This window comes from Epilithonimonas bovis DSM 19482 (assembly GCF_900108115.1).
In the GTDB taxonomy this organism is placed as follows: domain Bacteria; phylum Bacteroidota; class Bacteroidia; order Flavobacteriales; family Weeksellaceae; genus Epilithonimonas; species Epilithonimonas bovis.
The window spans coordinates 68792-82574 of sequence record NZ_FTPU01000006.1 but is presented as its reverse complement, the minus strand read 5'-3'; the positions used below and the strand labels follow the sequence as shown (position 1 = coordinate 82574).

The following is a 13783-nucleotide window of genomic DNA, read 5'->3' as shown; positions in this document are numbered from 1 at the left end:
CCGCTACGCTCCGCCGCCTCGCGCCAAGCAAAAGGATGCCGTTCCCATCGGGGCTAGTTGGTGATTCGTTTTAAAAATACTTTCAAAAACCTTTTTAGATTATGAAAAATTATTGTGCGTTTCTGCGAGGCGTTAATGTCAACGGAACCAATATGAAAATGGCGGAGGTTTGTCAGGTATTTACCGATGCCGGTATGCAAAATGTCACATCTGTATTGGCCAGTGGTAACGTCATTTTCAGTTCGGGTAAAGATGCTACCCAGTTAAAAGAAGTACTGGAAAAAGCAATGTCGCAGCATTTCGGTTATGAAGCATTCCTGTTCATCAGAGAAGAGAAAGATGTCCTTGCGATGTTGCAGAACGACCCTTTTCCGGTAGCAGAACATTGTCACAATTATGTTTTTATCGGAAGTCAAAAAATAGAAGAACTATTGTCGGACGCTTTTCAGAAGGCCATAAAAGCTGACAACGAAAAAGGAAAAACCGTCAACAGTATTTTTTACTGGCAAATACAGAAAGGGCAGACTTTAGGTTCTGAATTTAGCAAAATCCTCGGCAAAAAAAGCCTGAAAGATCAATTGACAAGCAGGAACATCAATACTCTGGAGAAAATCATTAAGAAGTTTAGTTAAAATAAATAGCGTAGTTCATATATATTCATATCCCCAAATATTTTTATTAAAAGGATTTCTGACTATTTCTAATTCTCACAGATTATTCCGGTTACGCAGATGCTAAAATTAAATTATGTAAAATCAGCCTCATCAGCGAGAAAATTATACTTTTCAATATGCAAGTTATAACCTCTAAAAAATAAATTATAAAAATCTGTAGAATAAAAATACTCAAGATTTAATCATAATTTATTAAATAAAACCGGGAAAAATATTCAGGCATTAATTCCTTATATTTGTCCATAATTTATTAAATATCCCCTAATCAATTAATAATCAACACCAAATATTAACATTTTCAATTAAGGGGTACGATTTAGAGCGTTTTCTGTGCTGTTTTGACTTATTGGGTGTCCACCTTTTGTCTGCAAATCACTCATAGTGCAAATTTAACTAAAAATTTTCAAAACTACAATCCTTTATTCATCAGCATTTGGGACTGGTGCAAGGTGCAAGTATTATATATACTTGCACCTATGCACCTGCCCTGATGGGCCTGAATCTAATTCTTTCAAAAAATTCTTTCTTTTTCATTTCAAAATATTCCACTTAATTATCCTTTTTTCGTTTATACCACTCTGATAAGAACAAAAATCAGGGGTTTGTCTGTTATTGTCTTCTTTCTGTCTGTTATTGACCGCCTTTAATCGGGTATTTCCCGATTTCTACCCCTAATTTTGGGCTTTGAACCTAAAAAAAATTATGGAAGTAATCACTATTGAATCACAAGCCTATAAAAACTTGATGTCAAAAGTGGACACAATTTTCGACTATGTTGTTTCTCAACAAAACACAAATGATGATGAAGACAGTTGGGTGGACAGCTATGAGGTATGTACCTTTCTGAAGATAAGTGACCGCACGTTGCAAAGACTACGCAGCGATAACAAAATCAACTATTCTCGTATAAGAGGAAAAAATTACTACAGGATTAGCGAAATCAAAAGAATGTTACAAGAGAATCTAATCCGCCGAAGTGAAGAAAACTTACAAGACCTTATTCTAAACCATCAAAAGAATGTTAGACAAAAACAAAGTGCTGAATTGCACCCGTGACGGACTGGATATTTTCAAACACTATCTTCCGGAAGATTGGCGTGTAGGCAGAAATTTTAAAAATCCTTTTTATGATGATACCAGAGCATCTTGCAACATCTACTTTGACCGCCGAAGCGGAATGTATCGTTTGAAAGACTTCGGGAATCCTGATTATGACGGAGATTGTTTTTCAATTGTAGGAAGAATTAAAAATCTGGACTGCTCGAAAGATTTTACGGAAATACTGAAACTGATTAATGGCGAGATGAATTTGGGATTAGAAAACGGATATTCTTTGCCTCAAAACAGATACTCTTCACGAGCAAAAACAGAAAGTAATAACAGAAGGGAAAACGCCGTAATTAAGAAAGAAAATAGCATAAAGGAACAATCCTACAATCCCAAACCTTACTCCGTATTTGAGCGTGGTTTTACCCTGAAAGAAATCGAATTTTGGAAACAATACGGCATTACTCGTGAAATTCTGAAATTATACAAAGTGCTTTCATTAGACGAGTTCACGAGTGAAAATAAAGAATTAAAATCTTTTACGATTCGATCTTCAACAGAAAAACCGATGTTTGGCTATTTCGGTAAAAAATATGTGAAAATTTACCGTCCGTTTTCCCAAATCCGATTTCTGTACGGTGGAAATCTGCCCGAATCATACTGTTTTGGATTGGAACAATTACCCGCAAAAGGAAATACTTTGTTTATAACGGGTGGAGAAAAAGATGTGTTATCACTGGCTTCAAAAGGGTTTTATGCCATTTGCTTTAATAGTGAAACCAGTTCGATACCCGAAAGTCTGATAAAAAAATTGTCCTACCGTTTCAAACACATTCTGATTTTGTATGATGTGGACAAAACAGGATTGGAAGCATCAATCAAACATCAAAAACAATTATCCGGATTTGGAGTCAATCGTTTGATTCTCCCTCTTTCGGGAGCGAAACAGGAAAAAGATATTTCCGATTTTTTCAGAATGGGAAATACCAAAAATGACTTTAACCAATTATTTCTTGAATTTTTAGACCAATTATACAACGAAACTATGGCTATATTAAAACCTTGCGAAATCGACTATACCCGACCTCCCATAGAATCACAAACGCTGATTTCCATTAATGATGTTCCATTGGGAACACAAGGCAATTTAATGGGACTTACCGGAGGAGAAGGCACCGGAAAAAGTAATTATGTAGGAAGTTTGATTGCCGGAACATTATGTCAGGACGATTTTATAGACACTTTAGGAACTCACATCCACCAAAATACCGAAGGAAAAGCAGTTTTGCTTTACGACACGGAACAATCTGAAACCCAACTCTACAAAAATATTTCGGGCATTCTGAAACGTTCGGGAAGAGAAAATATGCCGGAATATTTCAAAGCTTATTGTTTGGCAGGTATGTCGAGAAAAGAGCGGATGCAGGCGATATTGCAAAGTATGGATAAATTTTATTATCAATTTTCAGGGATTCATTTGGTAGTAATAGACGGAATTGCCGATTTAATACGTTGTGCCAATGATGAAGGAGAAAGTGTTGCATTGATTGATGAACTCTACCGAATGGCTGGAATTTACAAAACCTGTATTGTCGGAGTGTTGCATTTTACACCCAACGGATTAAAACTTCGGGGACATCTCGGTAGTGAACTTCAAAGGAAAGCGGCTGCGATTTTATCCATTGAGAAAGATGATAATCCTCAAATTTCTGTCGTAAAAGCACTGAAAGTAAGAGACGGAAGTCCTTTGGATGTTCCGCTTATCCAGTTTTCTTGGGACAAAGAAAAAGGAATGCACGTTTTTGTCGGAGAGAAAACCAAAGAAGAAAAGGAAAAACGAAAAGAGATAGAACTCGCCAATATTGCCCGTACTGTTTTTTCTCAGCAAAAGCGTTATACTTATGCCGGATTGTGTGAAAAACTCCAAAGTATGATGGCGGTAAAAGACCGAACAGCAAAGAGTTACATTAAATTTATGCGTGAAAAAGGATTGATTGTCAAAGATTCTGAAAACAATTATGAACTCAAAAAATAAAAGTTCAGAAATGTTGAAATTATCTGAAAATCTCTTTTATAAAAAACGAAAAATAATATGAATATCAATCCGAAAAAACCGCTACTTGAACTGACTGTTGAGGAATTTCTGGAATTACAAGAACTTAATGCTTTAGAAAAAAAGTATGAATATGGGCTTATCGGTTTAGCCAAAGTGCTTGGTTGCTCTCGCTCGAAAGCTGCGAAATTAAAGTCCACCGGAATTTTGGATAATGCCATCATTCAGAACGGGCATCATATTATCATTGATAAAGAGAAAGCAATGGAACTTATGGCTTTGCATAAAAAATGAATTATTCGGAATTAATCAGTCGATTTTGGGAACACAACGAAAAACAGCCGTTGGGAGCGGTTGCCGTTTCCCTCTATCTTTTTTTGCTGGAAATATGGGCAAAAAATGATGAACACGATTTCAAACTTTCGGACACCGAAATTTGCGAACGGCTGAAAATCACAAGACCTACTATTATTAGTTCACGTCAAAAACTGTGCAGTATTGGAATGATTCAATATCAATCACAAAACGGACTTCCGGGGCAATACAAAATTCTTCGGGAATATTCGCCTGTGTTGTCTGTTTTTGAAAATCCCAAAAAGACAATTCCGAAAAAAAAGAAAACCGCCGGAAAACCTTTACAGAAAAGTAAAAATCTTCTGAATGAAAATTTGCCAACGGACAATCTTCCGAAAATTTTTCCATCAACTCTCATTCCGATTTCCGGTAATATTCCGTCTTTGAAAGAATTTATGCAGTATGTGAAAACATTGGAAAATTACGTTCCCGAATTGGAGAATCTTATTGAAGCAAAATACAACAGTTGGCTCGGAAACGAATGGAAAAACGGCTACGACAAACCGATAACGAACTGGAAATCTTCGATAAAAAACGCAATTCCCTTTCTACAATCAGAATTGGAGTCCCAAAATACGACTCCTGAAAAGAAAATTGCTTTACAAACTATAAAACGTCCGAGATCTATTTTTGATGGGTAGGAAAAATTTTTAGTTCTCCTTAAAAGACTTACCTGTATAGAAATCCAGCAATTTTACACTAAAGATGTAATTGTATTTAGCCTGTTGAAGCTGGCTTTCTGCCGTTATTGCGTTGTTTCTTGCATTATTCAAATCGTAGATCGAAATCTTTCCTGCCGTATAACTTTTTTCTGCAAGATTTAATGAAAGTTTTGAATTTTTTTCAACTTCCACCGCTGCTGCATAGTTTTGATAATTGGCATTGGAATCGAAAACGGCTTTTTTGACGCTTTGCTTCAATGCTAATTTTTGCCGGGACAAATTATTCTCCGCAAGAGTTTCCTGTATTTTGGATTGCTCTATTTGCAAACGGGTAATCCCTTTATTGAAAATCGGAATAATGGCACTAACGCTGATTTGCTGACCAAAATTCTCATAATATTGTTTGAAAAATGAAGAACTCTTGGTATAAGTATCATTAAAATAATTGAAGTAATAAGTTCCCAAACCAACGTTGCCGGACAAAGTAGGATACAGATTCGATTTTATCACTTCTGTCTGCATTTTCGCAGATTTTATCTGGGTTTCGGCGGATTTTATAATCGGTTGATTTTCAAATGCTGTTTCTATGTAAAACGCTGTTGATTCCGGGATTTGAGGTTGTACCTCCGAAACGGTAACGTCTTCAATATCAAAATTTTCGTCATCTTCCAACTGTAACAAAACCGATAAATCAAACAATGCTCTTTTGACTTCATTTTCAGCATTCAGCATTGCCTGTTGCTTCCGAGAAACTTCTGCCAATGCCTCACTTTCAACTGAAAATGGGGTTAATCCGGCTTTGGTTGTCAATTTGGATTTTTGGTATAATTTATCCGCATTTTCATAACTGCTAAGGTCTATTTTATAAACTTCTTTGTTTAGTAACACTTGAAGATAACCTTGAATAATTTGAAGACTAATATTATTCTCAATGTTTTGCCTGTTGAAGTCTTCGGTTGCCACATCATACTGTGCTTTTTCAATGGATTTTTTCAGCTTTCCGTTTCCATAAAGTTGGATACTTGCGGAAAAGTTGGTGTTGTTTGAAAGATTATCATTTCTCTGTAACGTTCCCAATATTACATTTTGTCCAAAATTCACGCTGTTATTGATGGATCCGGAAATATTAGGAAGTTTGTCTTTTTTAGCGATAAGAACATTATTTCTTTGGCTTTCGAGATTAATTTTTTCCGCCGAAATTTGAAGATTGTGTTCCAACGCATAATCGACACAATGCTGTAATGACCATTTTTCCTGTGAAAACGATAATATCGGAATAAAAAGCATTATGCACGGTAAATATTTTTTCATATCTCTAAAACAATCGTACTCGGATATTTTAAGATTGATACCCCAATAATTTCCTAATCTGAAAAAAGAATCTCTCAATAAGTCGCAAATCCTCCGTTACGATTTCGCCATTACCTTTTAGTTCCTTATCAAACGGAAGTGTTTTATTATAAGATGTTTTCAATCCTTTTGGAAGAATTACATCAACGTAATAATTTCCATTTTCATCAGGTGTAAGTGAAATATTCTGAACTTTTCCCTCAATAATTCCGTATTCCTGAAAGCGATAATTATCTAATTTTATCAAAACTTTTTGCCCTGTTTGCACTTTCCCCGAATTTGCAGAAGGAATTTGCATTCTTCCAATTAGAGATTCTGTATTTTCAGGAAGTATTGACATTACCACATCTCCCTGCTTTACAAATTGATTTTCACCCCAAAACTGCTGAAAACTTACAACTCCGTTTGTTGAAGAAATGAATAAATAGCTTTGTTCCCATTGTCGTAAAGATTTTCTTAGCTGTTCATATAATTGCAGCGTTTGGGAAGAATAATTAATCTTATCTTTTTCCGTATTGATAGAAGCTCCGCTTTTTGTTTTATTCAGACCGGAAATGGCTTCCTGCATTTGAGAAAGAGAAATATTGATATTTTTAAGATTTTGCTCCGCCTGAAGGAATTTTATCTTTTCATTTTCCAATTCTACTGCTGCAATAACGCCTTGATTAAATAGTTCCTGCGAACGCTGGAAATTCTTTTTTGTTAGTTCGTATTTGGCGACTTCGATACTTCTTTGTTGTTGAAGATTGGCGATTCTTCCTCTGTATTCGGAAAGGCTTTGGTTTGCAGCAAGGTTTTCCGGAGCATAAGGTTGTAATCTTGTAAATAATCTTTCATCTTGAAAAGCTTTTGCAAAACTATTGTAATCGCTTTGTATTTCTCCCAATTTAAAAGTCGATACTTTTTGAAGTGGAAAAGACTGTAACTGATTGGTTGATAATGAATCTACAATATCTTTCAATTCCAAAATGTCGTGATAATTTGCCGTAGATTGAAGCACCATCATTACCTGTCCTGCTTTTACTTTTTGGTGGTCTTTGATTAAAATTTTCTCAATTTTAGAATTGGTTCTGGCTTCTAATTTTTCGGGTGGATTTTCGGAAGTGATGATAACACTTGCCGGAACAAATTCCGGATATTTGATGATATAACTCATCACGAGAATCAATAGTAAAATGATGAAAATAACCGTATTTCCCCACCGAATCATCCAATGTGGAGGTTGTGTAAGAATATCCTGAACACTTTCCGAGCGTAGTTCTATATTATCTAATATGTCTTTTTTAGTTTCCAAGTTCCAATTGATTTTTTACAAGTCTGTAATATTCGCCTTTCAAAGCGACTAATTCTTTGTGATTGCCTTCTTCTACCACTTTTCCTTTATCCAAAACTATAATTTTGTCAGCGTGTTTCACGGTGGAAAGTCGGTGTGCAATTACGATTGCCGTTTTCCCTTTGAAGAATTGCTCCAGATTTTCCATAATAATTTTTTCGTTGTTTGCATCGAGAGCAGAAGTGGCTTCATCGAAAAAAATATATTCCGGAGATTTATAAACAGCTCTTGCGATGAATAATCTTTGTTTTTGTCCGCCACTCACACCAAGTCCTTCATTACCAATTTTGGTATTGTAACTCAAAGGAAGAGTTTCTATAAAATCTTTGATATTGGCAATTTCTACTGCTTTTCGTAGTTTTTGTTTATCAATAAAACCTTCGCCGATTGCGATATTTCCGGCAATCGTATCATTGAAAACATAACCTTCCTGCATCACAACTCCGCAATGATCCCGCCACGTTTTAGGAGAAATATTTTTCAGATTGGTATTTGCTATTTTAATTTCACCGTTGTTGGGTTCATAAAATTTCATCAATAATTTGAGGAGTGTGGTTTTTCCACTTCCGCTGGCTCCGACAATAGCAGTAGTTTTTTGATAAGGAATTGAAAGATTGAGATTTTCAAAAACGAATTGGTCGGAACCGATGTATCTAAAAGACATATTACTAACCTCTATATCATTTTGCGGAATTTCTGAAACATATTGTTCATCTTTGTTCTCCTCATCTTCCTTATCGTGAATTTCGCCCAATCTTTCCAGCGATATTTTTGCATCCTGTGTTTGTCTTATAAATTCAACTAATTGCAATAATGGACTGTTTAGCTGTCCGATGATATATTGTACGGAAAGCATCATTCCCAAAGTAAGGTTTCCGCTTAACACCAATTTAGCAGAAAGAAAACTCACCAAAATATCTTTCATTTGGTTAATGAAATTTCCGCCAACAGACTGCCATTGCTCCAATGACAAAGATTTTATTCTCAGTTTAAATAATTTGACCTGCAAAAATTCCCAACCCCAACGTTTTTGCTTTTCGGCGTTGTGCATTTTGATTTCCTGCATTCCGTTTACCAGTTCAATGACTTTACTTTGCTCTTGGGATATTTGGGAAAATCTTTTATAATCCAGTTCTTTCCGTTTTTTGAGGAAAAAACTAATCCAACCTATGTAAAGAATCGCTCCAACCAAATACACCAAAAATAATCTGTAATCGTAAAACAGAAGCACAATGCTGAAAATAATCAGATTAACCAATGAAAATAATGTATTGAGTGAAGAACTTGTAAGCAGTTGTTCTATTCTCGTATGGTCGTTGATACGCTGCATAATATCTCCCGTCATTCTCGTATCAAAAAATGAAATCGGGAGTTTCATTAATTTGATAAAAAAATCGGAGATAATAGAAATATTAATTCTTGTGGAAAGGTGAAGTAAAATCCAACTGCGTATCACTTCAATGCCCATTCTGCCAAGAAAAAGCATTATTTGTGCTATCAGAACAAGATAGATAAAATTCAAATCCTGATTTTGTATGCCGACATCTACAATACTTTGAGTAAGAAAGGGAAGAATAAGCGAAAGTAAACTTCCGGCTAATAATCCCACTGCAAGTTGGACAACTAATGATTTGTATTTTAGTAGGTATTTTGAAAGAAAAGAAAAAGTCATTTTTTTCTCATCTTCATCAAATTCATTTTTATAGAAAACAGGTGTAGTTTCTAATAATAGGGCAATTCCTTCCTCTGTGGTTTCATCAGCATTTGCACCAATCCAATGTTTTATGAATTCGTCTTTGGTATAAGTTATCAACCCGTAGCTTGGGTCGGAAATGTAAACTTTTCCTGTTTTATCTATTTTATAAACAACCACAAAATGCTGTTTGTTCCAATGCACAATACACGGAAACGGAACTTCTTCGCACAGAGTTTTAAAATCTATCTGAACGCCAAGACTTCTGAATCCCAAATTTTCTGCCGCTTCGCTTAAACCCAAAAGTGAACTTCCTTCTCTTGTGGTTTCCGAAAGATTACGGATTTGTTGCAACGGAATGGTTTTGCCATAGAATTTTGCGATAATTCTAAGGCAAGTTGGTCCGCAGTCTTTGAAGTCGGGCTGGATGTAATTAGGAAAAAGTTTCAATTTTCAATTTAGTTTTCAAATATTAAAAGGATTTTACTTTCTAAAAAATATTTCAATCTATTTATTAGCAATGAATTAAAATCATTCAATTCATTTTCAGAAGCATTATCTTCCAAATAACTTTTCATATTTTGTAAGAATAAAGATAATAATATTGGCTTCTGTAATTCTTCTAGCATCAATTTATCTATATTATCAAAATCGTAAGCAATATAGGTATAATCATATTCTCTTACTTTCAGATTTTGATTGCCGAAATTTTCTATATCTTCTTCATTCTCAATTTCAAAACAATTTAATAGCACAAGCATAACATCTTCATTATTTTCGATTGCGGTATCATACTTTTCAAAAAGTGTTGTGATGAGCAAGTTTCGAGCTAATAAATTTTTACTATTTATTTGCAGTCTGTTTTCTGATATTTCAGTTTTAAAGTTTTCAATTAATTCTTCATTGCTTTTTTTTGAAAAAGAAAATGTTGCAATTTGGGCATCAAAAAAACTATATTTTTCAGGGTAAAGATTTTTTAACCTTTCAAAAGTTTTGGGATAATCCCTTATTACATAAGTTTCAAGAAATTTACAAATATTCAAACGCCTTTTAAAATTGCCTAATAAATGCAGATAAAATCTTTTATGCGGAATGTCTTGGAAATTACCAAATCCTAAATAAGAATTATCGCCCCAAACTTCGTCAAACAAATAAGATATTTGCTTGTGTTGCAAATCAACCATTTCATAAAACAGTTGTTGCTCGAAGAAAATATTGAAATTGAATAAATTAAATTCGTTCCAATTCTCTTTATTCCTGTTTACAAATTCAAAAGATTTCTTTGTGTATTCTTGAAAAAATACAACGTCATTTCCTCCGATGATTCCCATATTGCATCCTAAATTAGAATGTTCATTGTGGTAATTCAGAATTTCATCGGGAATAAAATTGAGATGAGGTGTAATTTTATTCCACATTTCCCGATAATAATCAGTGGTATTTTCTAAATTCTGAGCGATTAAATTGCCGGAAACAAAATCATCGGGAAATTTATCCCAAATAAATACATCGCCATCAACGTGAAGAAAAGGTTTATCCTGAAGTTGATACGCTTTTATTTTGGCGATTGCCCATAAATCTTTTGGATATTCATTCATTTCGTCCAAGACAACGTGGACTTTTGTATAGGGAAGTTGCAATTTTTCAATTAAAACTTCATACCCGAAAGAATCTGTATAAAGTTCAACTTCGTCATAAAATTTCCGAATTTGGTTACAACTTAATATCCAACCAAGCCAATGATATTCATAAGATAACCAACCTCGATTATCTCTGATGTCATTATTTTTTCCTGACCAAAATGACTGTATTATTTTCACAAGCAGATTCTTATTGTTTTTAATGGTCTTGTGTAATCGCCTATACTTGCTGATATATTTATTTCAATATTTGTCATAGCGATTTCATATTTCTTCGTCCTCTATCCAATCTGCAATAAAATATTCCAAATGTTCTTTATCGTATTGTTTTGGGAAATTATATTGGTTCAAGAAAATGTTGGGAGTGAAATTCAATTCTTTTTCAGAATTTTCAACAGCAATTTCTTTTAGTTTACTTTCAATTTCAGTAGTATTTTCGGAAGTTCCAAATTGAAAAAACCAGGTGTCAAGATTTTTGTTCTCAAACCAATTTTTTAGAGATTGCATAAAATGTTCACTCCCTTTTTCTACATAAATTTCTGTTAATCTCAAAAAGAAATCCTTTGTTTTTGTATCAGAGTTTTCATCATAATTAAACCTTATACTTACTGCCATACTCTCCCCGAAACGAGAAATAATATCATCTAATAAGTGATGAGCATCTTTACAAAATCCACAAAAAGGACTTGTTACGATAGAAATTCTCTTTTTGCTTTCACGATTCCCCAATACAATAAATTCTTTCTCAAAAAACTGAGTATCAGATTTCTGTAAAGTATTTTTGAAAACTTCATAATTTCTTACGAATCGTAATTGTTTTATGTATTTATCTTTAAATTCCTTTTTCTCAACAAAAACAGGTTTCAGCAAATAAACCAATCCTGCAACAATAGAAAAAATTGCAAAAAACAATACCAATGATTCTGCATTCAACTGAAAATCATATTTTATGAAAAATAAAAATAGTATTTCCAAATACACGATACCAATGATAGAAAGACAAATTGGACACCATTTTTTCTCAACTTTAAACTGAAAATAAATAGAATATAAAGTCATCGGAACAGACAAAACCAAACTTATGAAAATATATCCTAAAAGTTGGTTGTGCAATCCTGCAACAGAAAAAAGGAAAAAAGCAAATAATTGAGAAGCAAAAAACCAAATACTGATGTCGCTTATTTTAACTTTTTCTATCCATTGATTTTTTGTAGAATTAATGACTTGTCCACAATCAGCATTGGAAACGATATTGCAAAAGCCATTGGATATTTTGGATTCTATACCCAATTCTGTTTTTATGGCTTCAATGGATAAGAATAAACCAATTGAAATTAAACCTCCGAATATTACCAAAATAAGAGATTGAGAAAAAAACCAAACAACGCTCAAAATTAAAATGGTGAGAACAGCAATAAAAAAACTTGTAGAAAAAACATTTGATTTTTTATTTTCAGTGTGTTCCTCTAGTTTTTCTACAAGTAAAACCACACTTTTCCATAATGTTTTTAATTCTTCTTTTGTTACTTTTACTGGTTTCTTTTCTTCTTGGTATGAATAATGATTTCTTTGCTTTGTAATATGATATAAATTCGGCTCTTGATATTCTTTGCCAAGAAATGCAATAAATGAATCGGGTAAATTATCTATCTCGTCAAAAGAAAGATTAAAGGCAATATTAGGTATATTGAAAAAATGTAAGGCATCTGAAAATGCCAATAAACTGGGATAATCTGCATGAGTCTCAACTTGGAATTGAAATTCTTCTTTGTTAATAGAAATTTTTTCCGAATGGAGGTAAGAAAAAACTGCTTCTAAATCTTTAGATGCCATAAGTTAAAATCTGTAACATTGTTTGTTTAGTTTTTTAGATTTTCTTCTAAAAATTTATCTAATTCCTCTGGTGAAATATCTTTTTTAACAATTTTCCCTTCAGAATCTAATAAAAATGTAGTGGGAAATTTGTTGATATTATATTTTTTTGATTCTAAACCGTTCTCGTCAAGCAAATTTTGCCAAACCAAACCATTTTTTTCTATTACTTTTTTCCAATTGTTAATATCTTGGGATCTGTCAGTTGAAATTCCAATATATTCAAATCCTTTTACTTTGTATTTTTCATATATTAATTTATATTTTGGCATTTCTTCAATACAAGGTTTGCAATATGAAAACCAGAAATCTACAAGTGTATATTTTTTGGATATTTTGATTTTTGAATTTTTAATATAAAAATTGAAATAATTACCGATAGTTATTTTTTTTATCTGTGTGAATAATTTACTTAATTCTTTGCCAGGAGATGAATTTTTAATTCTTTTAGATAGATTCGTAAATGCTGTTTCATAAACAAGATTATAACCTTCATTTTCTGTTTTATTTACAATTTCCCAAAACAATATTATAGAATTAGGATTTAGTTTTGAATACTTTAATAATCGCTTTTCTTCCTCTTCTTTTAATTTTTCATAAGTTGGTTTAAGACTATCTCCAATTTTTTCAAAATCGGTAGATGTATATTTTATACTATCTATTTTCCCTTTTTGCAAGAAAACATCTTTCATATATTCAATATATGAATTTTTATCTTTTTTCAGTTCATTGTATTCATTTTCATCCGTAATTTTAGCGTTTTCTGAATCAAAGACTACATTTTTTGATTTATTTAAAATATAAAAATCTTGTGTAATCAAATAAGATTTATTTTTTTCAAACTCCATAATAAAAAAATAAGGTCTAGGAAAATCATCCGAAAATCCTTGAATGTTAAACTCAAACTTATTATTTTTTATTGATGTTGAGTCCAATTTGTTACTTTGGTTATAGTATTTCAAATCAAACTTTGGGGCAAGAAAAAGATGTTTTTTGTAAAGGTTTTTCTTATCTATTGCTGTAACTTTAACATTGTCTTTTTGAGAAAATATAAAACTGCAATAAAACAGAAAAAAAATATTTAAAATATTTTTTATTAACATAT

General features: G+C 32.8%; 11 protein-coding genes. 5 read left to right on the top strand and 6 right to left on the bottom strand.

Annotated elements, in window-relative coordinates; translation table 11 throughout:
• The first annotated feature begins 101 nt into the window (after positions 1-101).
• From B0B05_RS04065 to B0B05_RS04045, 5 genes are all read left to right on the top strand, one after another.
• Entirely contained in the window at positions 102-632 is a 531-nt protein-coding gene (locus B0B05_RS04065; protein ID WP_076782208.1) for a DUF1697 domain-containing protein, read from the top strand.
• Between the two features lie 744 nt (positions 633-1376).
• Positions 1377-1730, top strand: a complete 354-nt coding sequence (locus tag B0B05_RS04060) for a helix-turn-helix domain-containing protein (RefSeq protein WP_076782207.1) — start codon at positions 1377-1379, stop codon at positions 1728-1730.
• Positions 1693-3756, top strand: coding sequence for a toprim domain-containing protein (locus B0B05_RS04055; protein WP_076782206.1), 2064 nt, complete (start codon positions 1693-1695; stop codon positions 3754-3756). Before B0B05_RS04060 ends, B0B05_RS04055 begins: the two co-directional genes overlap by 38 nt.
• A gap of 57 nt (positions 3757-3813) precedes the next feature.
• Complete coding sequence (locus tag B0B05_RS04050; RefSeq protein WP_076782205.1) at positions 3814-4068, top strand: DUF3853 family protein; 255 nt, start codon at positions 3814-3816, stop codon at positions 4066-4068.
• A complete protein-coding gene (locus B0B05_RS04045) occupies positions 4065-4769 on the top strand; it encodes a hypothetical protein (protein ID WP_076782204.1) in 705 nt (234 codons plus the stop codon). Before B0B05_RS04050 ends, B0B05_RS04045 begins: the two co-directional genes overlap by 4 nt.
• Positions 4770-4778: 9 nt before the next feature.
• On the opposite strand, the gene B0B05_RS04040 is transcribed toward B0B05_RS04045, so the two are convergent.
• The 6 genes from B0B05_RS04040 to B0B05_RS04015 all read right to left on the bottom strand — a co-directional run bounded on the left by B0B05_RS04040 (position 4779) and on the right by B0B05_RS04015 (position 13781).
• Positions 4779-6101 (bottom strand): TolC family protein, encoded by a 1323-nt coding sequence (locus B0B05_RS04040; protein WP_076782236.1) that lies wholly within the window; start codon positions 6099-6101, stop codon positions 4779-4781.
• A gap of 28 nt (positions 6102-6129) precedes the next feature.
• Entirely contained in the window at positions 6130-7434 is a 1305-nt protein-coding gene (locus tag B0B05_RS04035; RefSeq protein ID WP_076782203.1) for an HlyD family secretion protein, read from the bottom strand.
• Positions 7424-9616, bottom strand: coding sequence for a peptidase domain-containing ABC transporter (locus tag B0B05_RS04030; RefSeq protein ID WP_076782202.1), 2193 nt, complete (start codon positions 9614-9616; stop codon positions 7424-7426). Before B0B05_RS04030 ends, B0B05_RS04035 begins: the two co-directional genes overlap by 11 nt.
• 8 nt (positions 9617-9624) lie before the next feature.
• The gene (locus tag B0B05_RS04025; RefSeq protein WP_076782201.1) at positions 9625-10986 is read right to left on the bottom strand and encodes a DUF6734 family protein; all 1362 of its coding nucleotides are present in this window, start codon (positions 10984-10986) and stop codon (positions 9625-9627) included.
• Between the two features lie 84 nt (positions 10987-11070).
• A complete protein-coding gene (locus B0B05_RS04020) occupies positions 11071-12639 on the bottom strand; it encodes a vitamin K epoxide reductase family protein (protein ID WP_076782200.1) in 1569 nt (522 codons plus the stop codon).
• A gap of 26 nt (positions 12640-12665) precedes the next feature.
• Positions 12666-13781: a TlpA family protein disulfide reductase gene (locus tag B0B05_RS04015; protein WP_076782199.1), complete on the bottom strand. Its 1116-nt coding sequence runs from the start codon at positions 13779-13781 to the stop codon at positions 12666-12668.
• Positions 13782-13783: the final 2 nt, after the last annotated feature.

Coding starts and splice junctions, on each gene's coding strand:
- B0B05_RS04015 (WP_076782199.1), bottom strand. CDS start 13,781: ATGTTAATAAAAAATATTTTAAATATTTTTTTTCTGTTTTATTGCAGT.
- B0B05_RS04060 (WP_076782207.1), top strand. CDS start 1,377: ATGGAAGTAATCACTATTGAATCACAAGCCTATAAAAACTTGATGTCA.
- B0B05_RS04050 (WP_076782205.1), top strand. CDS start 3,814: ATGAATATCAATCCGAAAAAACCGCTACTTGAACTGACTGTTGAGGAA.
- B0B05_RS04020 (WP_076782200.1), bottom strand. CDS start 12,639: ATGGCATCTAAAGATTTAGAAGCAGTTTTTTCTTACCTCCATTCGGAA.
- B0B05_RS04040 (WP_076782236.1), bottom strand. CDS start 6,101: ATGAAAAAATATTTACCGTGCATAATGCTTTTTATTCCGATATTATCG.
- B0B05_RS04065 (WP_076782208.1), top strand. CDS start 102: ATGAAAAATTATTGTGCGTTTCTGCGAGGCGTTAATGTCAACGGAACC.
- B0B05_RS04045 (WP_076782204.1), top strand. CDS start 4,065: ATGAATTATTCGGAATTAATCAGTCGATTTTGGGAACACAACGAAAAA.
- B0B05_RS04055 (WP_076782206.1), top strand. CDS start 1,693: ATGTTAGACAAAAACAAAGTGCTGAATTGCACCCGTGACGGACTGGAT.